We start from the raw sequence: 24,602 nt of genomic DNA, 5'->3' as shown, positions 1-24,602 counted from the left end.
ACGGACCCTTGGGCCCGGCCGACCGCCCCTCGACGCGGTGACCGCCCCTCAGGACGGCCGTTCCGAGGGGCGTCCGAGGTCAGTCCAGCAGCTCGTACGCCGGCAGGGTCAGGAACGCGGCGTAGTCGGTGTCCAGAGCCACCTTCAGCAGGAGGTCGTGGGCCTGCTGCCAGGTGCCGGAGGTGAAGGCCTCGTCGCCGATCTCGGCGCGGATCGCGGCCAGTTCCTCGCCCGCGATCCTGCGGACCAGGTCCGCGGTGGCCTTCTCACCGTTCTCGAACACGACCCCTGCGTCCACCCACTGCCAGATCTGCGACCGGGAGATCTCGGCGGTGGCCGCGTCCTCCATCAGGCCGAAGATGGCGACCGCGCCGAGGCCGCGCAGCCACGCCTCGATGTAGCGGGTGCCGACCCGGACCGCGTCCACCAGGCCCTGGTACGTGGGCCTGGCGTCCAGGGAGTCCACGGCGATGAGGTCGGCGGCCGAGACCTCGACGTCCTCGCGCAGCCGGTCCTTCTGGTGCGGCTTGTCGCCGAGCACCGCGTCGAAGGAGGTGCGGGCGACCGGGACCAGGTCGGGGTGGGCGACCCAGGAGCCGTCGAAGCCGTCACCGGCCTCGCGGTCCTTGTCGGCGCGGACCTTGGCCAGCGCCGTCTCGTTGGCCTCGGGGTCACGGCGGTTGGGGATGAACGCCGCCATGCCGCCGATGGCGTGCGCGCCGCGCTTGTGGCAGGTGCGCACGAGGAGTTCGGTGTACGCGCGCATGAACGGCGCGGTCATGGTGACCGCGTTGCGGTCCGGCAGCACGAACTTCTCGCCGCCGTCGCGGAAGTTCTTGACGATGGAGAACAGGTAGTCCCAGCGGCCCGCGTTCAGGCCCGAGGCGTGGTCGCGCAGCTCGTAGAGGATCTCCTCCATCTCGTACGCGGCGGTGATGGTCTCGATGAGGACCGTCGCGCGGACGGTGCCCTGGGCGATGCCCAGGTGGTCCTGCGCGAAGACGAAGATCTCGTTCCAGAGGCGGGCCTCCAGGTGCGACTCGGTCTTCGGGAGGTAGAAGTACGGGCCCTTGCCGAGGTCCAGCAGGCGCTGGGCGTTGTGGAAGAAGTACAGCCCGAAGTCGACCAGCGCGCCCGGGACCGGCGTGCCGTCGAGCTGGAGGTGCCGCTCGTCCAGGTGCCAGCCGCGCGGGCGGACGACGACGGTCGCCAGCTCCTCGGCGGGCTTCAGAGCGTAGGACTTGCCGCTCCCCGGGTCGGTGAAGTCGATCCGGCGCTCGTAGGCGTCGATCAGGTTCACCTGGCCGCCGATGACGTTCTCCCAGGTGGGGGCGGAGGCGTCCTCGAAGTCGGCGAGCCAGACCTTCGCGCCGGAGTTGAGCGCGTTGATGGTCATCTTGCGGTCGGTGGGGCCGGTGATCTCCACCCGGCGGTCGTTCAGCGCGGCGGGCGCCGGGGCGACGCGCCAGCTGTCGTCGTCGCGGACGTGGGCGGTCTCCGGCAGGAAGTCCAGGCTGCTGGTGCGGGCGATCTCGGCGCGGCGCGCGTCGCGGCGGGCGAGCAGTTCGTCGCGGCGCGGGGTGAACCGGCGGTGGAGTTCGGCGACGAAGGCCAGGGCGGCCTCCGTGAGGATCTCGTCCTGGCGGGCGGGGGCCTTGCCGGGGTCGACGTCGACGATGGCCAGCGGGGACGGCGCTGGTGCGGACATGAGCTGTCACTCCATTCAGCGGCGGTGCCCGGGGGCCGCCGGGCGGGGTGCGGCACGGGGTGCCGCGGCCCGCGACAGGCGGTGGCGGGCGCCGTTGGGGTTCAGGGCGCTTCTGACCAGTGGAGAGTAGTTTCCTTATCGCGGAACTTCAATGGTTTGTTGACGTCGAGATTCTCTCCGTCGACAGAAGCAGTGACCGGATGACTCGGAGTGCCACCGCGGTCACCGTCCCTCATCTGCCCGTGGCGCGTCCGGTGACGCCAGGCGGCACAGGTCCCCCGGGGTGTCGATGTCGTACGGCTCGGCCACGTCCGCGCACTCGACGAGGGTGAGGGCAGCCGCGTGCTCCTTCAGGTACGCGCGCGCCCCGCGGTCGCCCGTGGCGACGGCCGCGACGGCCGTCCAGCGGTCCGCCCCGAACAGCACCGGATGCCCGCGCTTCCCGCCGTACGCGGCCGCGACCAGCCCCGCCCCGCTCTCGTACGCGGCGATCACTCGCGCCACCGCCGCCGCGCCGATGCCCGGCTGGTCCACCAGCGAGACCAGCGCGGCGCCCGCCCCGGAGCCCGCCAGGGCGGCCAGTCCGACGCGCAGCGAGGACCCCATGCCCTGCGCCCAGTCCGGGTTCTCGGCCGTCTCGTACGCCGCGAGGTCGGCCCGCTCCCGTACTGCTTCGGCCGCCGCGCCCAGGACGATGTGCACCGGACCGCAGCCGCCCTCCCGCAGGACCCGGGCCGCGTTCTCGACCAGCGGCCGCCCGCGGAAGTCCAGCAGGGCCTTGGGGCGGCCGCCCAGCCGCCGTCCGCCGCCCGCGGCGAGCAGCAGCCCGGCGACCGGGCGGCGTACGGAGGGGGCGGCCGGGGCGGAAGGTGAGGTGTGTGCCATGGGGCCTGCTTACCTCATGGCCGGGGCCGGCGGGGTGGCGCGGGGCCGGGTGTGGCGGCGGGGAGCGGGGGCGGGCCGAGAACGGTACCGCACGGCGGCGGCCGGTGCGTACCGGAATTCGGTGATCCTGATTTCGCTCTGCGTATGGCGCGGACCGCGCAGGGTGGCGTTAACTGGCCCGCGTCGTGGAGCGGGGACAACGGCCGTGGAGGGTACCGTCGTTGTGGAGCAGAGGCAGAAGCACAGGCGAGTCGCAGGAGCCGGAGACGACCCGCGGGGCGTCGCCCTGTGCGGGGCGGTGGCCCGGCTACGCCGTGAACTGGCCGTTCACCCGGCGGAGTTGCCCGACCGCGCGGCCGCCGACGACGAACTGGCCGCGCTGCACGCCCTGGTGAGCGCCGGCGACCCCGAGGTGCCCCGGCTGCGCCGTTCCCTGCTGCTGATCGCGGGAGCGGTCGGCTCGGTCAGCGCGCTGGCGCCGGCGCTCGCCGACGTGCGCGACCTGATCGGCATGTACGGGGAGGAGCCGCGCCGGTTCTGAGCCCCGGTCGGGCCGGGGAGCCGTACGGCCGGCCCCGCACCCCGGCCGGAGTGTCACGCCGGGTTCTGGTTGGCCAGCGCCACGGAGAGCTCGGCCGCGATCTCCTGGAGCACCGGCACGATCTTGTCGATGGACGCCTCGGTCACCCGGCCGGTCGGGCCGGAGATGGAGATGGCCGCCGCGGTGGGGGAGTCGGGCACCGGCACCGCGATGCAGCGGACGCCGATCTCCTGCTCGTTGTCGTCCATCGCGTACCCGAGCCGGCGGACCTCCTCCAGGGCGTCCAGGAAGCTGTCCGGGTCGGTGATGGTCTTCTCGGTCGCGGCCGGCATGCCCGTACGGCCGAGGAGCGCCCGTACCTCCTCCGGCGGGTGGCCCGCCAGCAGCGCCTTGCCCACGCCCGTGGAGTGCGGCAGCACCCGCCGGCCGACCTCGGTGAACATCCGCACCGCGTGCCGGGACGGCGCCTGCGCCACGTACACGATCTCGTCGCCGTCCAGCAGCGCCATGTTGGCGGTCTCGCCGGTCTCCTCGACCGCGCGCGCCAGGTAGGGCCGGGCCCAGGTGCCGAGGAGGCGCGAGGCACTCTCGCCGAGGCGGATCAGCCGGGGGCCGAGCGCGTACCGGCGGTTCGGCTGCTGGCGGACGTAGCCGCAGGCCACGAGGGTGCGCATGAGCCGGTGGATGGTGGGCAGCGGCAGTCCGCTGCTCGTCGACAGCTCGCTCAGACCGACCTCGCCACCGGCGTCGGCCATCCGCTCCAGCAGGTCGAAGGCGCGCTCGAGGGACTGGACGCCACCGCCGGCGGCTGCGGGTTTGGCGGCGGCGGAAGTGCTGGCGCTGGACGGCGGCACGACGCGTTCCTTTCGGGGCAGGTGGTGGCGGATCCGGCGCAGGGCTGGGTGTACGGGTGCCGGGGCCGACCCGGAGCAGCCTACCGGTCCCCTCCGGTGGACACACGGTCTGTCGCACACTCGTTCCCGCCGGTCAGGGACCCGTGCCCCGACCGCGCCCGGGCGCTACCCGCCCGCCCCGGACCCGGCCAGTGGCCGGAGCTACGTTCTGCTCAGCGAAAGTACATATCCATTCTGTGGAATCCTCCAAGCGCCTGGCCGGGTGCGTGATCGCGCCATGAGCCCGCGTCCGCCGTTTTCCCGTACGGCGCGATCTGTGCCACCGGCCCGCGTCCGGTGGGGTCTTGACGGGCCGCGGTGCCGGGGTGAGACTCCTTCAACAGAAAGTTGAATTCCGTGGTGCGGAAGCCCGCGGAGACCGCACGAGGAGGGGACCGGGTGTCCGAGATCGATCTGGTGCTGCGCTCCACCCGCGTCGTCACCCCCCGGGGGACCCGCGCGGCGACCGTCACCGTACGGGACGGGAAGATCGCGGAGCTGCTCCCGCACGACGCCCCCGCGCCCGCCGGGGCACGGGTCGAGGACTTCGGCGACGACGTGCTGCTGCCCGGCCTCGTCGACACCCATGTCCACGTGAACGACCCCGGCCGCACCGAGTGGGAAGGCTTCTGGACCGCCACCCGCGCGGCCGCCGCCGGCGGCATCACCACCCTCGTCGACATGCCCCTCAACAGCCTGCCGCCCACCACCACCGAAGCGAACCTGCACACCAAGCGCGAGGTCGCGCGCTCCAAGGCGCACATCGACGTCGGCTTCTGGGGCGGCGCCGTGCCCGGCAACGTCAAGGACCTGCGGCCGCTGCACGACGCCGGTGTCTTCGGCTTCAAGTGCTTCCTGTCCCCGTCCGGCGTGGAGGAGTTCCCGCAGCTGGACCAGGAGCAGCTGACCGCCGCGCTCGGCGAGATCGCCGGTTTCGGCGGCCTGCTCATCGTGCACGCCGAGGACCCGGTCCACCTGGAGGCCGCGCCGCGGCCGCACGGCCCCAAGTACGCCGACTTCCTCGCCTCCCGCCCCCGGGTGTCCGAGAACGACGCGATCGCCGGGCTGATCGCGCTCGCCCGACGCCTGCGCGCACGGGTGCACATCCTGCACCTGTCCTCCTCGGACGCGCTGCCGCTGATCGCCGACGCCCGCGCCGAGGGCGTACGCATCACCGTCGAGACCTGCCCGCACTTCCTGACCCTGACCGCCGAGGAGATACCGGACGGCGCCACCGAGTTCAAGTGCTGCCCGCCGATCCGCGAGGCAGCCAACCAGGACGCCCTCTGGCAGGGCCTCGCCGACGGCACGATCGACTGCGTCGTCTCCGACCACTCGCCGTCCACCGCCGACCTGAAGACCCCCGACTTCGGCGACGCCTGGGGCGGCATCTCCTCCCTCCAGCTCGGCCTGCCGGCCGTCTGGACCGCCGCCCGCGAACGCGGCCACACCCTGGACGACGTCGCCCGCTGGATGGCCACCGCGCCGGCCGCACTCGTCGGCCTGCCCCACAAGGGCGCTGTCGAGCCCGGCCGCGACGCGGACTTCGCGGTCCTCGACCCGGACACCACGTTCACCGTCGACCCGGCCGGCCTCCAGCACCGCAACAAGATCACGGCGTACGCCGGGCGCACCCTGCACGGCGTCGTACGGTCCACCTGGCTGCGCGGCCGGCGGATCAACGAGGGCGGGACGCTGTCGGCGCCTGCCGGGGAGTTGCTGGATCGGCCTTAGCGGGATGCTGTCCGTGCCTGCGGGGAAGCTGCTGGTCCGGCCATAGCGGGGGAGGCCGTCCGTGCCTGCGGGCGTGCTGCCGGACCGGCCTCAGGGGGCGTCCGGCGCCCCCTCAAGGGCGCCACCCCGTCTCCGCGGCCCACACCTCCGCGACCTCGGCCACCAAATCCACGACCGGGTCCTTGACGTCCGCGTAACTCCCCAGGTCCGCCAGCTGGTGGGCGAGTTCACGCTTGAAGCGCGCGTACGCCGGTACCGCCTCCGGGTGGGCGCGGAACCAGTCGCGGAACAGCAGCGCCAGCCGCTCGTTGGGCGAACCCACGCACCGTACGTGCAGATTGACGTCCGGCCCGGGGCCGCCGCGCCGCGACCACAGCCGCTTCGCCCACCGGGCCGGGTCGTCGTCCCGGCCCGCCGGTACGTGGTCGCTCTCGTACGGCGAGCGGACGAAGCCACGGGCCGCCAGCGGCGCATCGAAGGTGTCCGCGGCCTCCGCCAGGTCGGTCACGCTCACCTGGAGGTCGAAGACGGGCTTGGCGGCCATACCGGGCACGGACGTGCTCCCGATGTGCTCGGCCCGCCGGGCCACCGGAGCGAGCAGCGCCAGCAACTCCTCGGTGATCGCCTTTCCTTCGGCCGCCCATCCCGGATGGGCGTCGACCAGGAGGGCCCGCGCCTCGTGGTCCTCCCCGGACTCCGCCACCGTTTCCAGGAACGCGTCGTGCAGCGGGCCGTTCGTGATCAGCACCGATCCGTCCCCCGTCAGGACGGGCGCTCCGGTGAGGTCCGTGATCCGGCCGCCGCCCTCCGCGACGATCACGGGCAGCGGCGCGATGTCCTCGTACCGCATCGCGGGGCCCGCGATCACCCAGGCGTCCGCCCGGCCGGCGAGGACGTCCAGCACACCGCCGCCGGTCGGTACGAGCATCACCCGCCGGTGCAGCGCCGTCAGCAGCGACTCCGGCCAGCCCGCGATGTTGTGCGCCTGCGTCGTGGCCCCGCTCAGTTCCGTACGGCCATGGGCGTGCAGCCGGCCCCGCCCCGAGCGCAGCGCTTCCAGCGGGTCCGGGTCCTCGCCCAGCAGCAGCCAGCAGCCGAGACCGCGCCCGGCCGCCACCGTCTGGCGGCTCATCGGCAGGTGGACCACACCGATCGCGGGCCCGTGCTCGTCCTCGTACGCCAGGTCGCAGGAGAAGGTCGGCACCCGGTTGGTGAACTGCTGGGTGCCGTTGACCGGGTCGATCACCCAGCGCCGCCCGGACGTCCCGGCCCGCAGCCCGGCCTCCTCGCCGAGCACCGCGTCCTCGGGACACGCCGCCGCCAGTTCCTTGCGTACGAGCTCCTCGACGGCGAGGTCCACCGAGGTCACCTCGGTACCGTCCACCTTGCGTTCGGACGACCAGCCGGCGTGGAACCCTTCGGCACTCAGCCGCCCGGCGCGCGTGGCCAGCCGGACAGCGAAGGTGAACAACTCCTGGGAGACGGGCGGTACGCCGGTGAGGTGATCCATGGGCCCAGCCTGCCACAGCCTCTGGCGTGCCCTGGCGGCGGCGGAGGAAGGTGTGCGCACGGTGTCCGTCCGGCACCGGGCACCGGCCCGGCCGGGGGAGGAGCGCGGTATGAAACACGAAGAGCTGCAAAGGCGGTTCGCGGCGCTGACCACGGCTCATCTGGCGGACGCGTGCCTGCGCGCCCGGACACCGGTGCGCTGCGCGCCCCCGCCGCTACAGGCGTTGGTTCCGGGTGCCCGGCTGGCGGGCCGGGTGCTGCCCGCCCGGCACGTGGGCAGTGTCGACATCTTTCTCGAAGCGCTGGACGCCGCCGCGCCCGGCGATGTGCTGGTGGCCGACAACGGCGGCCGGACCGACGAGAGTTGCATCGGCGACCTCGTCGCGCTGGAGGCGCAGGCCGCCGGGCTGGGCGGCATCGTCATCTGGGGGCTGCACCGCGACACGGCCGACCTGCGGGAGATCGGCCTGCCGGTCTTCAGTCTGGGCGCGACACCGACCGGGCCGCGGCGCCTGGACGCCCGTCCGGACGGTGCGCTGGACAGCGCCACGGTGGGGGAGTGGACCGTAGACCGCGCGGACCTGGTGATCGGCGACGACGACGGTGTGCTCTTCCTGCCCGCCGCGGAAGCCGGTGAACTCCTCGCGCTCGCGGAGTCGGTCCGTGACACCGAACGCCGCCAGGCCGACCGCATCCGGGACGGCGAGCCGCTGCGCCGGCAGCTGGCGTTCGCCGCCTACCTCGCCGGGCGCCGGCGCGATCCGGCGCTGACCTTCCGCGCGCATCTGCGGGCCGTGGGCGGAGCCGTCGAGGAATGACGGCCCCGCGCCGCATCACACGGAATGTGTACGGCGGAAAAGGCCCGCGCCGGTCAATTCTTCGGACACAGATGGGTGTGCACGGCCTGCAGAATCTTCTCCGCCTGCTCCGGGGTGAATTGTGTCGCCCCGGAGAAACGCTGCCGGGTCAGGTCCACCTGCTTGGCGTGGTCCTGCGGGAAGGAATGGATCGTGCCGCAGGTGCTTCTGCCGCGGCTCACCGCGCGCTCCGGCTTCCCGTTCACGATCTCCCGGGAAATCTTGTCGAGGGCGGCGGTGTAACGCCGCTGGGTGGCGGGGTCGGGCTTCGGAGGGATGCCCAGCCGTGCCTCCGCGTCGGCGATCGCCTTGGACGGTGCCTGCTCCGACGGGGCACCGGAGCCCGACGGCGCGGCGGCCGGCCGGCTCTCGCTCTTGGCACTGCCGCCGCACGCGGTGAGTCCCGCGGCGGCGATGAGAGCGGCGGAACAGGCGACGACGGTGCGGTGCTTCACGATTCTCCCCTGGCCGGTGGGCATGAGCGGTCATTCTGGCAGGGAAAACGCCTGCTGCTAAGGGGCATTGGAAAAAAATGCGGCTTTCGGTTTTCCGCTCCCACGGGGGCCGCGCGCGGGCGGGTCATTCCGCGAGCGCCGCCCAGAACATCAGCTCGTACTCCTGGAGCAGTCGGCCGTGTCGGTGCGCGAGGCCGGGTGTGACCCGCGACGCGTCAAGGCCGTGCCGCACCGCGTCGTGCGCCAGGACGTCGAGTTCCGCGGCGGGCTCGGCGAAGAAGTCGAAGAAGGCGCACGCCGCCTCGGGAAAGGCGTAGCGGGTGCGCAGGGCGTGGGCGACAGTGGCGCAGTAGCCGCCCCAGGCCGCGAAGTTGGCGGTCAGGGCGATCACCACGTCGGCGGGCTCGGCCTCCAGCGCCAGCCGCGCCACGTACGACGGATACGCCTGGCACCCGGCCCGCGGCTCGTACTCCCGCAGCGCGCCGGCGTCGAGCCCGCAGGCCTCCTCCAGTCCGCTCAGCGCGCCGAGCGCCATCGACTCGCCCTCGGCCAGCGCCCCGAAGAAGGCCGCCACCGGCGGATCGCCTTCGGAGCGCCGCGCCAGGTGGCGGAAGCTGCCCCGGTCGGCGGTGATGATCTGGTGCTGTTCCAGGGCGAGCACGGTGAACACCTCGCGCGGCGCCTCGCCCGCGGCGATCCGCGCCACGAGCGGGACGTCCGCCGGGCCGGGGGCCGGTTCCCGTGCCGCGGCTGCCAGGATGCCGTCGGCGGTGGGCGTGCCCGGCCGCCCCGGAGCGGGCGCGTCGTTCTCAGGGGCCATGATCGTGCCTCCCCGCGTGCGGGCTGGTGGGTGGACCTGCCGGGGCGTGTACGTACCGGGAGTCTAGGGCTTCGTACGGCCCGCACGGGGGAGGCCGCCGGTCAGCGGAGGGGCGCGCCGCCTTGCGTACGGTCCTGCCGGGCGGCCGCGCCGCGCCCCCGGCCGTCGTGTTCGGCGATGGCGTCCGTGACGAAGGTGTCCACCACGCCGTTGGCGACGAGGACCGGCACGCGCTTGCCGTTCATGTCGACATAGACGTACGACTTCGCGACCGCGACCTGTGCCGCGAGCCGGGTGCGCAGCCGCTGGGCCGCCGCGTCGTCACCCGCGCGCGAGGCCTCGACGAGGCGCAGCGCCGTGCGGGCGGCGCCGCCCCACGCGGCGGTCGCGTCCAGCCAGGGCCCGCTGTCGGCGATGAAGCCGCGGTCCGGGAGGGAGTCGCGGAGCACTCCCGGCGCGCGCTGGAGTGTGCGCAGGGCCGCGTCCAGGGACTTCGCGCTCCCGCCGTCCCGGAAACGACGTATGGCAGCGGCCAGTTCGGGCGACTGCTGGGGGTTGAGGGCCGAGCTGTAGTGGGCGTCGGCGAAGGCGCGCAGGGCCCGTTCCGTACGGGCGGAGCCGCCGGACAGTTCCTTGAGCGCCGCTGTCCAGGAGGCGCGGGCGTCGTAGGCGCCGTCGTTCCACGCGTAGTCGGCGACCGTGAACAGGGCGATCTTGGAGGCGGCGGGCTGGATCATGGGATTGGCGGTGATCCCCGCCAGCCGCCCGGGCAGCCCCTTCTCGCGCCCGTTGAAGGGGCCGAGCAGCAGCCGGTTGGTGACGTAGTCGTTGACGGGGTAGTTGTCCCAGGTCAGGATCGGGTGCCCGAAGACCTGCCGGGCCGCGTCCGCCTGGGCGCCGGTCATCACCGGCGCGATGACCCCCACGCCGGTCCACTCCACGAGCACGTCCGGGTCGAGCTGCTTCTTCAGCGCCGCCTTGTAGGGCGTCGCCTTCACGTCGTAGTACTCGGTCGGCACCATCTGGAGCGGCTGCGCCCCGGCGTCCCGGTGTGCCGCGATGAACTCGCGGTTCAACCGGTTGAGGAGATGCGCCTGGGCGGTACCGGCGGCGCCTCCGCCGGTGCCGAACCGCTCCTTGTCGGCGGCACAGTTCCAGTCCGTGTAGCTGATGTCGTCCAGCGGCACCGCGAAGGTCCGTACGCCGATGTCCCACAGCGCCTGGAACTTGCCGGTCAGCGCCTTGAGGTCGGCGTCCGAGCTGTAGCAGACGGACAGGCCGGGGGAGAGCGCGTAGCTGAACTCGACGTGCCGGGACCGCGCGCGGTCCACCAGTTCCTTGAGCTGCGCGAGCTGCTCCGCCGGGTAGGGGGAGCGCCACTTCTCCCGCAGGTACGGGTCGTCCTTGGGCGAGTAGACGTACGTGTTCATCTTGTGCGCGCCGTAGAAGTCGAGCTGGTCCAGGCGCGCGGCGTGCGACCAGGGAGTGCCGTAGAAGCCCTCGATGACGCCGCGCAGCGGGGTGGCGGGCCAGTCGCGTACGGCGGTGCCGCGTATGCGGGCGCCGGGGCGGTCGCGCCGCGGGAGGAGCTGGCGCAGCGACTGGGCGGCGTAGTACGTGCCGGTGGCGTCCGCGCCGGCCAGGGCGATCCGGCCGCCGCCTACGGCGAGCGCGTACCCCTCGGCGGGCAGCCCGGCGGTGCCGCGCGCGCCGAGGTCCGCCAGGGTCCGGTCGGCGCCGGGGCCGTCCACGTACACGGTCAGGCCGCGGCCTGCCTTCCCGGCCCGTACGACCCGGTCGGCGCCGGCTCGCTCCAGTGCCCGTTCGACGACCTCCAGCGCCGGTCTGTCGGCGTTCGGACCGGCGACGACGGTGACGGTCGGGGTGATGGTGACCCGGCCGCCGAGGGCGCGGACGGACTGCGGTACCGGAGTGATGGCGGGTCCGGCGGACGGCGGTCTGTCCCGTCCGCCGCCGTCCCGCTGGCCGGCCCCGGCGGGCGGGCCGGTCAGCGGGACGGCGGCCAGGGCCAGGGCGAGGGCGGCGGTGGCGACGGTGCGCGTACGGTGCATCCTTCGAGTCCTCCTCGGTGCCACGAGGTGCGCGGATCAGCCGTGGTGCGTGCGCTGCGAGCGACAGCAGGGTTCACCCGTCGCGGGCGGAGGACAATGGACTTTTGCGCCGGGTGGATGGACGTTCCGGCGGCGGCGCACCGCTCGGGGGCGCCGGGCGGGGCCCCTCGGCGGTGCTGCGTGGTGACTTCCAGGGGCCCTGCGTGATGCCTTTCAGTGGCCCTGAGTGGTGCGTCTCAGGGACTGCGCGGCGCCTCTCGGGGCCCCGCGCGGCACTGTCAGCGGTTCTTCGCGATGATGAAGATGATGCTCATGAAGGCCAGCAGGACGTGGGTGGCCACGACGTAGATGAAGACGCGCACGTAGACGCCGCGCGGCGGCTTGTTCTCCACGTACTTGCGCGCGGGGGCGGGGGTGGCCCCGGGGGCGGCTTGGGGGGTGGGGTCGTCGGACATGGCAGAGGTTCCTTCCTCGGTCACAGGCCGCGGCGCGGAGCGGCGTCGCCGAGGCACAGCTCGGCCGCGCCGCTCTGCAGCAGTGTGTGGACGAACAGCAGCTCCGTGCCGCCGCGGGTGGCGGCGGCGATGCGGTGCGGGGTCAGCGAGTCGAAGTGGGCGGCGTCACCGGGGTCGAGGACGTGGGCCGTCTCGCCGAGCGTGAGCCGCAGCCGCCCCTTGAGGACGTAGAGCCACTCCTCGCCCGGATGCACCCGCACCAGGTCGCCCTGCGCGCGCTGCGGCACGTGCACCCGCAGGGCCTGCATGGCCCGCCCGGCGCCGCCCAGGGTCCAGTACGTCCAGCCGCCCGCCTCGGACGGCTCGGCGCGGCCGGCCCGGATGACCGGGTCCCGTTCCGGCGCCGCCTCGCCCAGCAGATCGGATACCGTTGTTCCGTACATACGTGCCAGGGCCAGCAGCATCGGCAGCGACGGCTGGCGCTGATTGGTCTCCAGCCGCGACAGATGCGCGGGCGACAGGCCCACCCGCCGGGCGGCCGTCTCCAGCGTGAGGCCGGTACGGCGCCGCAGCTCGCGCAGCCGGGGCGCGACGGAGGGCAGATCCTCGGGCAGCTCGCCCGGGGCGGGCTCGGCAGTGGTGTCGCTCATGCAACCGGTATAGCCAGGTTTCGCCTCTCGGGCAAAAGTTTTGCCTCACAGGCAAGTGGATGATTTCAGGGCATTCCGCTCACTCGGTCGGGTGATCTCCGGTGAACTCACGGGGAACATCCGCCCGTTGCCATTGACAGGTACCTGTCTACGCGCGTCATGCTGTGTCCATGAAGATCCCCCCACGCATCACCCGGTTCGGCGCCGTCGGCGCCCTCGCGTCGGCCCTGCTCGTCGGCGGGCCCGCCATCGCCGCCACACCCGCCACGACGGCCGCCGCCCCCGTGGCGCACACGGCCACCGTCCGCCCGGCCGCGCACATCAACGCGGTCGGCGACATCTGCTACTCGAAGCTGCCCTCGCAGGCCCACGACACCCTGGGCCTGATCGCCAAGGGCGGCCCCTACCCGTACCCGAAGGACGGCACGGTCTTCAGCAACCGGGAGGGCATCCTCCCCAAGCAGCAGAGCGGCTACTACCACGAGTACACCGTGAAGACGCCGGGCTCCCCCGACCGCGGAGCCCGGCGCATCGTGACCGGTGAGAAGAAGAACGAGGACTACTACACCGCCGACCACTACAAGTCGTTCGACCTGGTCGACCGGAGCTGCTGAAACGATCGGCCGGCAGCCGCTGAAACGATCAGCCGGAGCTGCTGAAACGATCAGCCGGCCGGCGTGGCGGGGGCCGGGGCGATGCCCCGGCCCCCGTTGGCGTCCGCCCCGCCGCCGCGTACGCGCTCCGTCACCCCTTCGAGCGCACCGCCCTCGCACCGGGGCGGCTCGGCCCGGAAGCCGTCAGCATCGGTGTCGCGGCCCTGTCGCCGGGCCGGTTCCCGGCGTTCGGCGGGCAGCGGGACGTACCCCCGCGAGAGGATTGTCAGTGGTCCCCGGTAGCGTTTCGGTAGAAACGACGAATGGGCGGGCAACGGTGGCAAAGGGACCAGGATCCGTGGTCACCTGCGACGCGGCACGGCCCAGGAGGCGCCGTGTGCCCGGCCGTTCCGCGGGTGCACCGCGACGGGTTTGGCGATAGAGACAAGGAAGGCGGCGAACTGCCGTGTACCGCTGGGAGATCACCCGGGCCGCTCTGGCGCAGCGTGTTTTCGCCGTCGTCCGCAGCGAGACCTACGACGAGGCCAGCGCCACCGCTGACACCCTGCTGTCCGCCGGGATCACCAGCCTGGAGATATCGCTGACCACGCCGTTCGCGCTGGAGGCGGTCACCACCCTCAGCCGCGAACTGGGCAACGACGCCGTCATCGGCGCCGGCACGGTCCTGGACGCCGTCTCGGCGCGGATGGCGGTCGACGCCGGCGCCCGCTTCCTGGTCTCGCCCAGCCTCGACGCCGAGGTCATCCGCACCGGCCACCGCTACGGCGTACCGGTCTTCCCGGGCGTCGCCACCCCCACCGAGATGGTGCGCGCCCTGGAGCTGGGCGCCGACGCGCTCAAGCTCTTCCCCGCCTCCGCCCACCGCCCGGACTGGCTCCGGGACGTACGCGCCGCCCTGCCGCAGGCGCCGGTGCTGCCCACCGGCGGTGTGACGGTCGAGACCGCGCCCGAGTGGATAGCCGCCGGCGCGGTGGCCGTGGGCATGGGCTCGGCGCTCTCGGAAGGCGACCGCGAGACGGTCGCCAAGCGCGCCACCGACCTGCTCGCCCGCCTCGCGGACGCCGCGCCGCAGCCGCCCGCCGGCCCGGGGACGCCGGGTCTCTACGAGGTCTGAGACCGCTCCGCCCGCGCCGGTACCGCAGGTGAAGCACTCCGTACGGAGGATGCCGGGGTCCCCGGCTCCTCCGTGGGACCGATGTCCCCCGCCCCCGGCGAACGTACGGTGACGAAAACGTCTACGAGGGGCGGACAGACCATGCCGGAAATCATCGATCTGAGCGCATACGGCCCGGATTTCGTCGCCGACCCCCACCCGTACTACGCCAAGCTGCGCGCCCAGGGGCCGGTCCACCGGGTCCGCGTCCCCGAAGCCGAGGCCATGGACGTGTGGCTCGTGGTCGGGTACGAGGAGGCGCGGGCCGCACTGGCCGACCCGCGGCTCGCCAAGGACTGGACCCACTCCGCCGCTCCCGTCCTGGGCCCCGGGGAGGACACCGACTGGCAGCTGATGAACATGCTCGACGCCGACCCGCCGCAGCACACCCGGCTGCGCAAGCTGGTGGCCCGCGAGTTCACCACCCGCCGCGTCGAGGCGCTGCGCCCGCGCGTCCAGCAGATCACCGACGAACTCCTGGACGCCATGCTGGCCGCCCCCGACGGCCGCGCCGACCTCGTCGACGCGCTCGCCTTCCCGCTGCCGATGACCGTCATCTGCGAACTGCTCGGCGTGCCCGACATCGAGCGGGAGTCCTTCCGCGTCTGGTCCAACGAACTGGTCTCACCGACCAGTCACGAGGCGTCGATGGCCGCCGCCCGCGACATGGCCGCGTACCTGGACGGCCTGATCGAGGCGAAGCGGCGGTCGCCGGGCGAGGACCTGCTGAGCGCCCTGGTGCGGACCAGCGACGAGGACGGCGACCAGCTCTCCCAGCAGGAACTCCTCGGCATGGCCTTCCTGCTGCTGGTGGCCGGCCACGAGACCACCGTCAACCTGATATCCAACGGCGTGCGCGCACTGCTCCAGCACCCCGCGCAACTGGCCGCCCTGCGCGACGACTTCTCCCTCCTCGACAACGCCGTGGAGGAGATGCTGCGCTACGACGGCCCCGTGGAGAACGCCACCTGGCGGTTCGCCGCCGAGCCCGTCGAGATCGGCGGCACGGTCGTCCCGGCCGGCGCGGTCGTCGTCGTCGGCCTGGCGGCGGCCGGCCGTGACGACGAACGCTTCGAGGCCCCCGACACCTTCGACATCACCCGCGAGACGCGCGGCCACGTCGCCTTCGGCCACGGCATCCACTTCTGCCTCGGCGCCCCGCTGGCCCGTATGGAAGGCCGCATCGCGATCCGCACCCTCCTGGAACGCTGCCCCGACCTGGCCCTGGACGCCGACCACGACGCGCTGACCTGGCGCCCGGGCCTGACGATACGCGGGCCCCAGCAACTGCCGGTGCGCTGGCGCTGGTGTGATGCGCCGGACATCGCGGGCTGAAGTCCGTAGCCTGTTTTCATGCCTCGGGGTCTTCGTGCTGTTGAAGACGATTTGCACGGCGACGAGTTCGCTGAGTTGTCGCGCCGGGCGGACGGTGCGGTAGAGCCCCGTCTTGCCGAGCGGGCCCAGCTGCTGCGCTGGGCCCGGCGGGCGAAGACCGCACAGTTCCTGGCCGTGCACGCGGAGATCGTCCTGCGGTGCGCGGAAGGCGGGACGAACAAGCAGGTGGCGGCCGAGCTGGGTGTGCACGAGCAGTCGGTGAACCGCTGACGGGCCCGGTTCGTCACCTGCAGGACGCCTTCAAGCTCTCCACCGACCCGCACCTGGATCAAGACCGCCGACGAGACCCTTCATTCTCTCGCCGACCACCTCACCAAGATCGCCCCACCCACCACCGGAAACCAGAGGAGGACTTCAGCCCGCGATTTCCGGCGTATCACACTAGGTGTGCGTTCGGCGAGGTGCGGGCCCCGCGGTGAGCGGCGGGCCCCGCGCCGACGCGCCTACTCCGTCTCGATCGGACCCACGTACTCCAGCGTCCAGGTCTCCTGGAACTCGGGCTCCGGCGGTACGAGTGCGATCTGCGCGCCGCGGTGCCCAGGGCGACATGCGGCCAAGTCGGCTACGGCGCGGAGTGTTCGGTCATAGGTGCTGGTTGTGCATTCGGGCGCACCGGCCCGGCGTGCTCACCGCCCCCGTGCGCCGGGCCGCAGGCGCGCACCGCCCGGGACGGCGAGCGCGATCAGTGCCGCGACGGCCCCGAACGCGCCGCCGGCCCCCAGCCAGGGCGCGGCCAGGCCGACGCCGGCCGAACCGAGCCCGGTGCCGCCGTCGTACGCCATGTTCCACGCGGTGCCTGCGGCGCCGCTGCCGTGCGGCCCGGCCCGGCGGAACATCAGTACCAAGGTCTCGTTCTGGAGGGCGCCGTCGGCCAGCCCGTACAGCGCCACCATCGCGAGCGCCACCGGTACGGTCTTCTCGTGCCCTGCCGTCAGGGCGAGCACGGCGACAGCCGGCGCGCAGAGCGCCGCGGCCGGCAGCACCAGCCGCCCCGGGCCCCGCCGGTCGCTCCACACCCCTGCCGCCCACCGGCCCACGATCATCGCGACGAAGAGCACGAGCAGCGCGGTGGGCGCCAGGTCCGGGCGCGCCAGCACGAACGGCAGGAAGGACGTGAGCCCGCCGAGCGCGACCGAAGCGGCGGCCAGTAGGAGCGCAGGGCGGAGCAGCGGGCGGTAGCTCGCGGACCCCGACGGCTCCGGAGACCGGGACGGACGCGAGGGTGCCGTGGTCCGCCCGGACATCGCCGCCACGAGCGGCACCGCCGCCACGCTCAGCGTGCCCGCCGCTGCGAAGACGGCGCCGAAACGCCCGTCGGCGGCGAGCCACGCCCCCAGCGGCAGTAGCACCACTTGGGGCAGCCCCACCGCGACGCCGTACCAGCCGACGGCCCGCCCCCGCTGCTCCGGTGGCACCAGTTCGGCGACGAGCGCGCTACCCGTCACCGCCACCACGCCGAAGCCCGCACCCCGTACGGCCGAGACCGTCAGCACCCACGCGAGCCCGGACGACAGTACGTACCCGAACGTCGGCAGGCCGAGCAGCAACGCCCCCGCACACAGCAGGCGGCGCAGGGTGAAGCGCCGTGTCAGCCGCCCCATGCACAGCTGGACGGCCACGGTCGTCGCCATCGTGACGGCGGTCGCCGCGCCCGCTCCGCCCTCGCCCGCCGCGCCCCGGGCGGTCCACAGCGGGACGACGGTCAGCATGGGCGCGTAGTTCGCGAAGGTGCCGAGGGTCGCGAGCAGCAGGAGCAGGAAGTCCCGGCCGGCCAGGCCTGTCGCCGGCCGCCGGTCCCGGCGCGGCGGCCGCTGTCGGCGCCGGGCCGGGAAGAGGGAGGTGAACGCAGCCATGCCTGCCGTTCTACGGCCCCCGGAACCATCGCGTCCAACGAATGTTTCCGATCCGAAGCATCGTGGGGGGCGATCGCTGACCCGACTTCCTGCCGTCCCGGCTCGCCCGTCCCGGCTCCCGCGGTCCGTCCTACGATCCGCCCATGGAGCTGAAGCACCTGACGACCTTCCTGGCCGTGGCCCGGCAGTTGAGTTTCACCCGCGCCGCCCAGGAACTCGGCTATGTCCAGTCCAGCGTCACCGCGCAGATCAAGGCCCTGGAGAAGGATCTCGGCACCCGCCTCTTCGAACGGCTCGGGCGGCGTGTGGTCCTCACCGAGGCAGGGCGCGAACTGCGCGGTCACGCCCGCAGGATGCTCGCGTACGCGGACGAGGCCCGGGACGCCGTACGCGGCGCCGACGACCCGGCGCAGGTCAGCGGCACCCTGCACATCGCCGCCCCCGAGACGCTGTGCGCGTACCGCCTGCCGCCCGTACTGCGCGCCGTTCAGGACCGCTTCCCGCGCCTGCGCATCGTGTTCGGCCCCGACAGCAGGACGACCCTGCTCGCCAACCTTCGCGACGGCACCCTGGACGCGGGGTTCCTGCTGGAGGAGTCCGTACGGGACCCGGTGGCGCGCGCGGAACGCCTCACGGACGAACCGATGGCCCTGATCGGGCACTCCGGCCACCCGCTGGCCCGCCGCACCCGCGTCCGTACCGCCGACCTGGCCACGCAGACACTCCTGCTGATGGACCACACCTGTGCCCAGCGCGAGCTGATGGACCGGGAGTTGCGGTCGGCGGGTGTCCGGCCGGCCGTGATGGAGTTCCTGAGCGTGGAGGCCCTCAAGCGCTGTGCCGCCGCCGGTCTCGGCGTGGCGCTGCTGCCCGCCGTCGCGGTGGCGGACGAGGCGGCGCGCGGCGAGGTGGCCGTACTGCCGTGGACCTGCCGGCCCGCGCTCGGCGTCCATCTCGTACGGCACAAGGACCGGAACCCGACCGCGGCCCTCACCGCGCTGGCCGGCATCGCCCGCGAACACTGGGCCGCAGACGTGAAGTGACGCCCCTCGCTCCCGTCCCACCAGCCGGGCACACCCTTCACTCCCGGCCCGCCCTCTGCCACGCTGACGGCCCGTCCGGCCCGTCCGGCCCGTTCCGCCCGTTGCCCGTACCCTCGCCGCGTACAGGAGCCGCCCCATGCGCCGCGCCGTCGCCCTCTCCGCCCTGACCTGCGCCCTCGCCCTCACCACGGTCGCACCGACGACCGCCCCGACCGCTCCGGCCACCCGCCCGGACCGGCCGGCCACCCCCGCACACTCCACGACACGCCCCACCCCCGCCTCCCTCCTCGACACCATCCCCCGCCGCGGTGTCCTCCGCGTCTGCACCACCGGTGATTACCGCCCCTTCACCCACCGCGACCCCGCGTCCGGGGCGTACAGCGGTGTGGACATCTCGATGGCCCGCGACCTGGCCCGGAGCCTGGACGCCAAGCCCAGGTACGTACCCACGACCTGGGCGAAACTGGTCGACGATCTGGTGGCGGGGCGCTGCGACATCGCCATGGGCGGCGTGTCGATCACCTTGCCGCGCGCCCGGAAGGTGGCCTTCGGCGAGGCCGTCCGCACCGACGGGAAGACCCCGATCGTCCGCTGCGCCGATCAGGACAAGTACCGGACGCTGGAGGAGATCGACCGCCCGGGCACCACGGTGATCGTCAACCCGGGCGGCACCAACGAACAATTCGCCCGTTCCGTCATCAAGCGCGCGACCATCAAGCCGCACCCCGACAACACCACCGTCTTCGACGAGATCATCGCGGGCCGCGCGGACGTGATGATGACCGACGCGAGCGAGACCCGCTACCAGGCCAAGATCCACCCCGAGCTGTGCGCGGTCCACCCCGACCGGCCGTTCACCTTCTCCGAGAAGGCCTACGCCGTACCGCGCGCCGACTTCCCGTTCAAGGAGTACGTCGACCAGTGGGTCCACCTGGCGAAGCACGACGGCACGTACCAGAAGTACGAGGACAGCTGGATGGCGAAGTGAGGGCAGGGGAGCGGTGGGGAGCGGAGGGGAGCGGAGGCGAGGAGGAGGGTCGCGGTGCGGGTGACGGCGGCGGTGGTCGGTACCGGCCGCCGGTACCGGTGACCGGTGGCCGAAACTACTGGTACGTACCAACTGCGGACGTGATTGTCCGGACAATGTGACCTCTGGACTTCCCGTCATCTTCGCGGCCGGATACGCTCCCGCCCGTGGGGAAACGCGATACAGACTCCAAGGGCGCCGAGAGCCCCGTCCAGTTCAGCGTGGACCGGAGCAGCCCGGTCCCGCTGTACTTCCAGCTGTCCCAGCAGCTGGAAGCGGCGATCGAGACCGGCAGGCTGGCCCCGGGCAGCCTGCTCGGCAACGAGATCGAGCTGGCCGGACGGCTCGGGCTGTCCCGGCCGACGGTCCGCCAGGCCATCCAGTCGCTGGTGGACAAGGGGCTGCTGGTGCGGCGCCGTGGCATCGGCACGCAGGTCGTGCACAGTCAGGTCAAGCGTCCGCTGGAGCTGAGCAGCCTCTACGACGACCTGGAGACCGCAGGGCAGAAGCCCGCCACCCGCGTGCTCCTCAACACCACCACCGAAGCCACCGCCGAGGTCGCAGCCGCGCTCGGGGTCGCGGAAGGGGCCGAGGTCGCACTCGTCGAACGGTTGCGTCTCGCGCACGGCGAACCTGTCGCCCACCTGCGCAACCACCTGCCCGTCGGACTGCTCGACCTCGGTACCGAGCGGTTGGAGGAGACCGGCCTGTACCGCCTGATGCGAGCGGCGGGCATCACCCTGCACAGCGCCCGCCAGTCCGTCGGCGCGCGCGCTGCGACGGCGGAGGAGGGGGAGCGCCTCGGCGAGCCCGAGGGCGCCCCGCTGCTGACGATGCAGCGTACGACCTTCGACGACACGGGCCGAGCGGTCGAATTCGGCTCGCACGTCTACCGGGCTTCCCGGTACGCCTTCGAGTTCCAGCTGCTCGTACGGCCCTGACGGCGCCGCATGCGGAGATCCGGTCGCGCATACGGGCCGGAGAGTGCCGCGCGCCGGAAATCCGGCCACCCGGGTCGTGCCCGGGTAAGAATGTTCTGACAAAGCATTGACGGGGCTCGGTGCGCACCGCTAGAACTCCTCCAGCCGCCGTCGGGCGGCACGGGAGAGAGGACGGTCCCATGAGGTGTACCGTGCGCACGGCCCGTACCACCACCGGGCCCGACATCGCCGAGCCGGACATCGCCGAGCCGGACATCGCCGAGCCCGATGCCACCGAGCCCGATGCCACCGAGCCCGATGCCACCGAGCCGGATGTCACCGAGCCCCGGACCGCTCCCGCCGTCCGCCGGGCCCGGCTCCCGGCGATCCGGCGCTGACCGGCCCGGCCGCGCGGTCACCGGTACGGGCGTACGGCGGCCGGACCCGGGCGTGTCGCGGCCGGACGCGGGTGTACCGCGAGCGGGTACGGCCGTACCGCAGGCGGACACGGCCGTACCGCAGCCGGAGGAGTGCCCGAGGCACGGGACCCGATGACCCCACGCGGAACAGGCGTAACGGATACTTGGGCGGCCGGGACCGATCATTTTCGGCCCAAACCCGGCACAGCGCCCCAGGCGCACAGTGACAGCAGCAACAGCAACGAGAAGGGCTCGACCTCGTGGCAAGGGTTCGGACAGGGGTACGCGCGGTGACCGCGGTGCTGGCAGCGGTGCTCGCCGCGTCCCTGGCGGGGTGCAGCAGCACCGGCGGCAAGCGCGCCGAGGAAGCGCGCGCCGCCCAGACCGCGGGCGGCAAGGCGGCCGTCAACACCCCGAGGTGGACCTTCGCCATGGTCACCCACTCGGGCGACGGTGACACCTTCTGGGACATCGTGCAGAACGGCGCCCGGCAGGCCGCCGACAAGGACAACATCAAGTTCGTCTACGGGCACGACAAGGAGGCCCAGCGGCAGAGCCAGCTGGTGCAGTCCTACATCGACCAGAAGGTGGACGGGCTGATCGTCACGCTGGCCAAGCCCGACGCCATGAAGGACGTGGTCGCCCGGGCCGAGAAGGCCGGCATCCCGGTGATCACCGTGAACTCGGGCGCCGAGGCGTCCAAGGCCTACGGCGCCCTGACCCACGTCGGCCAGGACGAGACCGTGGCCGGCGAGGCCGTCGGCGAGGAGCTGAACGAGCGGGGCCGCAAGAAGGCGCTGTGCGTCCTGCACGAGCAGGGCAACGTCGGCCATGAGCAGCGCTGCGACGGCGCGCAGAAGACGTTCAAGGGCGAGATGCAGAAGCTGTACGTGGAGGGCACCAACATGCCCGACGTCCAGTCCACCATCGAGGCCAAGCTCCAGTCGGACCGCGGCATCGACTCCGTGGTGACGCTGGGCGCGCCGTTCGCGCCGACCGCCGTCAAGGCCAAGGAGCAGGCCGGCAGCGACGCCGAGATCGACACCTTCGACCTGAACGCGAAGGTCGCCGACGGCCTGAAGGACGGCTCGCTCGGCTTCGCCGTCGACCAGCAGCCGTACCTCCAGGGGTACCAGGCCGTCGACCTGCTGTGGCTCTACAAGTACAACGCCGACGTCCTCGGTGGCGGCAAGCCGGTCTTCACCGGCCCCCAGGTGATCACCAAGAAGGACGCGGCGGCATTGCAGGAGTACACGAAGCGGGGGACCCGATGAGCACCGCGGAGACCCCCGTACGGGACAGCGGACCGCAATCCGGCGGCGGACCGGACGAGCGCCTGGTGCACCGGTCACCGGCGCGCCGCCTGATGAGCCGCCCCGAGCTGGGCGCGGTGGTCGGCGCCGCGGCCGTCTTCCTCTTCTTCTCCTTCGCCGCCGACACGTTCCTCCAGGCGTCCAGCCTCTCCACCGTGCTCTACGCCTCGTCGACGATCGGCATCATGGCCGTGCCGGTGGCGCTGCTGATGATCGGCGGCGAGTTCGACCTGTCGGCCGGCGTCATGGTCGTCAGCTCCGCGCTCGTCTCGTCGATGTTCAGCTACCAGATGACGGCGAACGTCTGGGTGGGCGTCGGGGTGTCCTTGCTGGTCACCCTGGCCATCGGAGTCTTCAACGGCTTCCTGCTGACCCGTACGAAGCTGCCCAGCTTCATCATCACGCTGGGTACCTTCTTCATGCTGACCGGCCTCAATCTCGGCTTCACCAAGCTGATCAGCGGCACCGTCTCGACGAAGTCCATCGCCGACATGGAGGGCTTCGACTCGGCCCGGGCGCTCTTCGCGTCCCACCTGAGCGTCGGCGGCGTGGACATCCAGGTCACCATCCTGTGGTGGATCGGCCTGGTCGCGCTCGCCACCTGGGTCCTGCTGCGCACCCGCGTCGGCAACTGGATCTTCGCGGTGGGCGGCGGCTCCGACGCCGCGCGGGCGGTCGGTGTCCCGGTCACCCGGACCAAGATCGGCCTGTACATGGGGGTCGCGCTGGCGGCCTGGATCTCCGGACAGCACCTGCTGTTCTCGTACGACGCGATCCAGTCCGGCGACGGCGTCGGCAACGAGTTCCTCTACATCATCGCCGCCGCGGTCGGCGGCTGCCTGATGACCGGCGGCTACGGCTCGGCGATCGGCGCCGCCGTCGGCGCCTTCATCTTCGGCATGGCCAGCAAGGGCATCGTGTACGCCCAGTGGAACCCGGACTGGTACAAGTTCTTCCTCGGAGCGATGCTGCTGCTGGCCACGCTCCTGAACGCATGGGTCCGCAAGCGCGCGGAGGCGACGAAATGAGCAGTCCGGAGAGGCCGGAGGAGACGGGGAGCGAGCCGGGCCCGGAGCCCGCCACCCCCTCCGACGGCGCGTCCCCGCCCCTCGTGGAGCTGGTGGACGTCAGCAAGTTCTACGGCAACGTCAAGGCCCTGGAAGGCGTCTCGCTGGAGGTGCACGCGGGGGAGATCACCTGTGTGCTCGGTGACAACGGGGCGGGCAAGTCCACCCTCATCAAAATCATCGCGGGGCTGCACCAGCACGACGCGGGCCGCTTCGCGATCGAGGGCGAGGAGACCCGGCTGTCCTCCCCGCGGGAGGCGCTGGACCGCGGTATCGCCACCGTCTACCAGGACCTGGCCGTCGTCCCCCTGATGCCGGTCTGGCGCAACTTCTTCCTCGGCTCCGAGCCGACCAAGGGCGCCGGCCCCTTCAAGCGGCTCGACGTGCAGCTGATGCGCGAGACCACCCGCGCCGAGCTGCTGCGCATGGGCATCGACCTGCGCGACGTGGACCAGCCCATCGGCACCCTCTCCGGCGGCGAGCGGCAGTGTGTGGCCATCGCCCGCGCCGTGTACTTCGGCGCGAAGGTCCTGGTGCTGGACGAGCCGACGGCGGCGCTCGGGGTCAAGCAGTCCGGCGTGGTGCTCAAGTACGTCGCGGCCGCGCGGGACGCCGGGCTCGGCGTGGTCTTGATCACCCACAACCCGCATCACGCCTACCTCGTGGGCAACCGTTTCGTCCTCCTCAAGCGCGGGACGATGGCCGGCCGCCACACCAGGTCGGAGATCGCCCTGGACGAGCTGACACGCCAGATGGCAGGCGGCAGCGAGCTCGAACAGCTCAGCCACGAGCTGGCCCGCGCGCCCGAGCCCAGCCACCTCGGCGGCCACCCCACGCACTGAGCGGGGCCGGCCCACGGGCGGGGGCGCGGGTTCCGCGGGGCCCGCGCCGCCATGCGCCGCGCCGCGCTGTTAGGGCACAATCGCACCGGACCGTGCACGTCACCGCCGCCGGCACGGCCACCGCGCGCCCTCGGGGTCCGGCCCCGCGAGCGCCCGTACGCGTACGGCACCGTACGAACACGGCCTCGTACGCGTACGACACCGCACGAGCACGACCCGTACGCACGGACGGCACGGCACGAGCGCCACCCCGTACGCGCGTACGGCACCGAACGAGCACCACACCGGACCATGCACGCCCGAGGCCCCGGCCTCCCGACACCCGCAGGGACGAGACGACTCTTGCGAGCACGCAGCCGCCGCCACCGCAACGGCGA

Annotated in this window: 24 protein-coding genes; 14 read left to right on the top strand and 10 right to left on the bottom strand. The window is 72.7% G+C overall.

Annotated features, from left to right (window positions below; genetic code table 11):
* Positions 1–79: 79 nt before the first annotated feature.
* Positions 80–1,708, bottom strand: coding sequence for a malate synthase A (gene aceB / locus JXZ78_RS36330; RefSeq protein WP_238783619.1), 1,629 nt, complete (start codon positions 1,706–1,708; stop codon positions 80–82).
* Between the two features lie 222 nt (positions 1,709–1,930).
* Positions 1,931–2,593, bottom strand: coding sequence for a nucleotidyltransferase family protein (locus tag JXZ78_RS36325; RefSeq protein WP_030025177.1), 663 nt, complete (start codon positions 2,591–2,593; stop codon positions 1,931–1,933).
* A 223-nt stretch (positions 2,594–2,816) separates the two neighbouring features.
* On the opposite strand from JXZ78_RS36325, the gene JXZ78_RS36320 reads away from it, so the two are divergent.
* Positions 2,817–3,134: a DUF5955 family protein gene (locus JXZ78_RS36320; protein ID WP_030025176.1), complete on the top strand. Its 318-nt coding sequence runs from the start codon at positions 2,817–2,819 to the stop codon at positions 3,132–3,134.
* Positions 3,135–3,187: 53 nt separating this feature from the next.
* Here JXZ78_RS36320 and JXZ78_RS36315 read toward each other — a convergent pair whose 3' ends face one another.
* Positions 3,188–3,988 (bottom strand): IclR family transcriptional regulator, encoded by an 801-nt coding sequence (locus tag JXZ78_RS36315; protein WP_030025175.1) that lies wholly within the window; start codon positions 3,986–3,988, stop codon positions 3,188–3,190.
* Positions 3,989–4,426: 438 nt separating this feature from the next.
* Here JXZ78_RS36315 and allB point away from each other — a divergent pair, with 438 nt between their 5' ends.
* Positions 4,427–5,761 carry an allantoinase AllB gene (gene allB / locus JXZ78_RS36310; RefSeq protein WP_030025174.1) on the top strand — a complete coding sequence of 445 codons (1,335 nt, stop codon included), beginning with the start codon at positions 4,427–4,429 and terminating at the stop codon, positions 5,759–5,761.
* A gap of 112 nt (positions 5,762–5,873) precedes the next feature.
* Here the strand turns inward: allB and JXZ78_RS36305 are convergent, their stop codons facing one another.
* Positions 5,874–7,271, bottom strand: coding sequence for an inositol monophosphatase family protein (locus JXZ78_RS36305; RefSeq protein ID WP_078624744.1), 1,398 nt, complete (start codon positions 7,269–7,271; stop codon positions 5,874–5,876).
* Between the two features lie 109 nt (positions 7,272–7,380).
* Here JXZ78_RS36305 and JXZ78_RS36300 point away from each other — a divergent pair, with 109 nt between their 5' ends.
* Positions 7,381–8,088: an RraA family protein gene (locus tag JXZ78_RS36300; RefSeq protein ID WP_030025170.1), complete on the top strand. Its 708-nt coding sequence runs from the start codon at positions 7,381–7,383 to the stop codon at positions 8,086–8,088.
* Positions 8,089–8,141: 53 nt separating this feature from the next.
* On the opposite strand, the gene JXZ78_RS36295 is transcribed toward JXZ78_RS36300, so the two are convergent.
* The 5 genes from JXZ78_RS36295 to JXZ78_RS36275 form a co-directional block, all read right to left on the bottom strand.
* The gene (locus tag JXZ78_RS36295; RefSeq protein ID WP_063726204.1) at positions 8,142–8,582 is read right to left on the bottom strand and encodes a DUF732 domain-containing protein; all 441 of its coding nucleotides are present in this window, start codon (positions 8,580–8,582) and stop codon (positions 8,142–8,144) included.
* A gap of 124 nt (positions 8,583–8,706) precedes the next feature.
* Positions 8,707–9,402 carry a hypothetical protein gene (locus JXZ78_RS36290; protein ID WP_050503113.1) on the bottom strand — a complete coding sequence of 232 codons (696 nt, stop codon included), beginning with the start codon at positions 9,400–9,402 and terminating at the stop codon, positions 8,707–8,709.
* A 101-nt stretch (positions 9,403–9,503) separates the two neighbouring features.
* Positions 9,504–11,474 carry a glycoside hydrolase family 84 protein gene (locus tag JXZ78_RS36285; protein ID WP_050503112.1) on the bottom strand — a complete coding sequence of 657 codons (1,971 nt, stop codon included), beginning with the start codon at positions 11,472–11,474 and terminating at the stop codon, positions 9,504–9,506.
* Positions 11,475–11,752: 278 nt separating this feature from the next.
* Entirely contained in the window at positions 11,753–11,929 is a 177-nt protein-coding gene (locus JXZ78_RS36280) for a DUF6126 family protein (protein WP_238783618.1), read from the bottom strand.
* A gap of 20 nt (positions 11,930–11,949) precedes the next feature.
* Positions 11,950–12,579: a helix-turn-helix domain-containing protein gene (locus JXZ78_RS36275; protein ID WP_030023708.1), complete on the bottom strand. Its 630-nt coding sequence runs from the start codon at positions 12,577–12,579 to the stop codon at positions 11,950–11,952.
* A 170-nt stretch (positions 12,580–12,749) separates the two neighbouring features.
* Here JXZ78_RS36275 and JXZ78_RS36270 point away from each other — a divergent pair, with 170 nt between their 5' ends.
* From JXZ78_RS36270 to JXZ78_RS36255, 4 genes are all read left to right on the top strand, one after another.
* Positions 12,750–13,193: a ribonuclease gene (locus JXZ78_RS36270; protein ID WP_030023707.1), complete on the top strand. Its 444-nt coding sequence runs from the start codon at positions 12,750–12,752 to the stop codon at positions 13,191–13,193.
* Between the two features lie 445 nt (positions 13,194–13,638).
* Positions 13,639–14,307, top strand: a complete 669-nt coding sequence (locus tag JXZ78_RS36265; protein ID WP_030023706.1) for a bifunctional 4-hydroxy-2-oxoglutarate aldolase/2-dehydro-3-deoxy-phosphogluconate aldolase — start codon at positions 13,639–13,641, stop codon at positions 14,305–14,307.
* Positions 14,308–14,448: 141 nt separating this feature from the next.
* Positions 14,449–15,681, top strand: a complete 1,233-nt coding sequence (locus JXZ78_RS36260; RefSeq protein WP_030023705.1) for a cytochrome P450 family protein — start codon at positions 14,449–14,451, stop codon at positions 15,679–15,681.
* An 18-nt stretch (positions 15,682–15,699) separates the two neighbouring features.
* Positions 15,700–15,951, top strand: coding sequence for a hypothetical protein (locus JXZ78_RS36255; RefSeq protein WP_238783617.1), 252 nt, complete (start codon positions 15,700–15,702; stop codon positions 15,949–15,951).
* Positions 15,952–16,367: 416 nt separating this feature from the next.
* On the opposite strand, the gene JXZ78_RS36250 is transcribed toward JXZ78_RS36255, so the two are convergent.
* Positions 16,368–17,594, bottom strand: a complete 1,227-nt coding sequence (locus JXZ78_RS36250; protein WP_050502920.1) for an MFS transporter — start codon at positions 17,592–17,594, stop codon at positions 16,368–16,370.
* 143 nt (positions 17,595–17,737) lie between these two features.
* On the opposite strand from JXZ78_RS36250, the gene JXZ78_RS36245 reads away from it, so the two are divergent.
* The 7 genes from JXZ78_RS36245 (at position 17,738) to JXZ78_RS36215 (ending at position 24,225) form a co-directional block, all read left to right on the top strand.
* Positions 17,738–18,637 carry a LysR family transcriptional regulator gene (locus JXZ78_RS36245; protein WP_030023701.1) on the top strand — a complete coding sequence of 300 codons (900 nt, stop codon included), beginning with the start codon at positions 17,738–17,740 and terminating at the stop codon, positions 18,635–18,637.
* Positions 18,638–18,773: 136 nt separating this feature from the next.
* On the top strand, positions 18,774–19,625 hold the full coding sequence (locus JXZ78_RS36240) for a transporter substrate-binding domain-containing protein (RefSeq protein ID WP_030023700.1): 852 nt from the start codon (positions 18,774–18,776) through the stop codon (positions 19,623–19,625).
* Between the two features lie 206 nt (positions 19,626–19,831).
* Positions 19,832–20,605: a GntR family transcriptional regulator gene (locus JXZ78_RS36235; RefSeq protein ID WP_030023699.1), complete on the top strand. Its 774-nt coding sequence runs from the start codon at positions 19,832–19,834 to the stop codon at positions 20,603–20,605.
* Between the two features lie 179 nt (positions 20,606–20,784).
* Positions 20,785–20,982 carry a hypothetical protein gene (locus JXZ78_RS36230; protein WP_157851722.1) on the top strand — a complete coding sequence of 66 codons (198 nt, stop codon included), beginning with the start codon at positions 20,785–20,787 and terminating at the stop codon, positions 20,980–20,982.
* 281 nt (positions 20,983–21,263) lie between these two features.
* Positions 21,264–22,277, top strand: a complete 1,014-nt coding sequence (locus JXZ78_RS36225; RefSeq protein ID WP_030023697.1) for a sugar ABC transporter substrate-binding protein — start codon at positions 21,264–21,266, stop codon at positions 22,275–22,277.
* Positions 22,274–23,344 carry an ABC transporter permease gene (locus JXZ78_RS36220; protein WP_030023696.1) on the top strand — a complete coding sequence of 357 codons (1,071 nt, stop codon included), beginning with the start codon at positions 22,274–22,276 and terminating at the stop codon, positions 23,342–23,344. Before JXZ78_RS36225 ends, JXZ78_RS36220 begins: the two co-directional genes overlap by 4 nt.
* A complete protein-coding gene (locus tag JXZ78_RS36215) occupies positions 23,341–24,225 on the top strand; it encodes an ATP-binding cassette domain-containing protein (RefSeq protein WP_372498476.1) in 885 nt (294 codons plus the stop codon). The genes JXZ78_RS36220 and JXZ78_RS36215 overlap by 4 nt, the downstream gene beginning before the upstream one ends.
* Positions 24,226–24,602 lie beyond the last annotated feature (377 nt).

It is taken from the genome of Streptomyces monomycini, assembly GCF_022271435.1.
Taxonomy (GTDB): domain Bacteria; phylum Actinomycetota; class Actinomycetes; order Streptomycetales; family Streptomycetaceae; genus Streptomyces; species Streptomyces monomycini.
Note: the sequence above shows the minus strand (reverse complement) of the source record. Positions and strands in the feature narration are given on the sequence as shown.

What these genes read in the sequence shown, in the direction of transcription:
- JXZ78_RS36215 (WP_372498476.1), top strand. Translation starts at nt 23,341, where the DNA reads ATGAGCAGTCCGGAGAGGCCGGAGGAGACGGGGAGCGAGCCGGGCCCG.
- JXZ78_RS36275 (WP_030023708.1), bottom strand. Translation starts at nt 12,579, where the DNA reads ATGAGCGACACCACTGCCGAGCCCGCCCCGGGCGAGCTGCCCGAGGAT.
- JXZ78_RS36285 (WP_050503112.1), bottom strand. Translation starts at nt 11,474, where the DNA reads ATGCACCGTACGCGCACCGTCGCCACCGCCGCCCTCGCCCTGGCCCTG.
- JXZ78_RS36220 (WP_030023696.1), top strand. Translation starts at nt 22,274, where the DNA reads ATGAGCACCGCGGAGACCCCCGTACGGGACAGCGGACCGCAATCCGGC.
- JXZ78_RS36240 (WP_030023700.1), top strand. Translation starts at nt 18,774, where the DNA reads ATGCGCCGCGCCGTCGCCCTCTCCGCCCTGACCTGCGCCCTCGCCCTC.
- JXZ78_RS36260 (WP_030023705.1), top strand. Translation starts at nt 14,449, where the DNA reads ATGCCGGAAATCATCGATCTGAGCGCATACGGCCCGGATTTCGTCGCC.
- JXZ78_RS36305 (WP_078624744.1), bottom strand. Translation starts at nt 7,271, where the DNA reads ATGGATCACCTCACCGGCGTACCGCCCGTCTCCCAGGAGTTGTTCACC.
- JXZ78_RS36250 (WP_050502920.1), bottom strand. Translation starts at nt 17,594, where the DNA reads ATGGCTGCGTTCACCTCCCTCTTCCCGGCCCGGCGCCGACAGCGGCCG.
- JXZ78_RS36325 (WP_030025177.1), bottom strand. Translation starts at nt 2,593, where the DNA reads ATGGCACACACCTCACCTTCCGCCCCGGCCGCCCCCTCCGTACGCCGC.
- JXZ78_RS36230 (WP_157851722.1), top strand. Translation starts at nt 20,785, where the DNA reads ATGAGGTGTACCGTGCGCACGGCCCGTACCACCACCGGGCCCGACATC.
- aceB (WP_238783619.1), bottom strand. Translation starts at nt 1,708, where the DNA reads ATGTCCGCACCAGCGCCGTCCCCGCTGGCCATCGTCGACGTCGACCCC.
- JXZ78_RS36255 (WP_238783617.1), top strand. Translation starts at nt 15,700, where the DNA reads ATGCCTCGGGGTCTTCGTGCTGTTGAAGACGATTTGCACGGCGACGAG.
- JXZ78_RS36300 (WP_030025170.1), top strand. Translation starts at nt 7,381, where the DNA reads ATGAAACACGAAGAGCTGCAAAGGCGGTTCGCGGCGCTGACCACGGCT.
- JXZ78_RS36280 (WP_238783618.1), bottom strand. Translation starts at nt 11,929, where the DNA reads ATGTCCGACGACCCCACCCCCCAAGCCGCCCCCGGGGCCACCCCCGCC.
- JXZ78_RS36290 (WP_050503113.1), bottom strand. Translation starts at nt 9,402, where the DNA reads ATGGCCCCTGAGAACGACGCGCCCGCTCCGGGGCGGCCGGGCACGCCC.
- JXZ78_RS36270 (WP_030023707.1), top strand. Translation starts at nt 12,750, where the DNA reads ATGAAGATCCCCCCACGCATCACCCGGTTCGGCGCCGTCGGCGCCCTC.
- JXZ78_RS36245 (WP_030023701.1), top strand. Translation starts at nt 17,738, where the DNA reads ATGGAGCTGAAGCACCTGACGACCTTCCTGGCCGTGGCCCGGCAGTTG.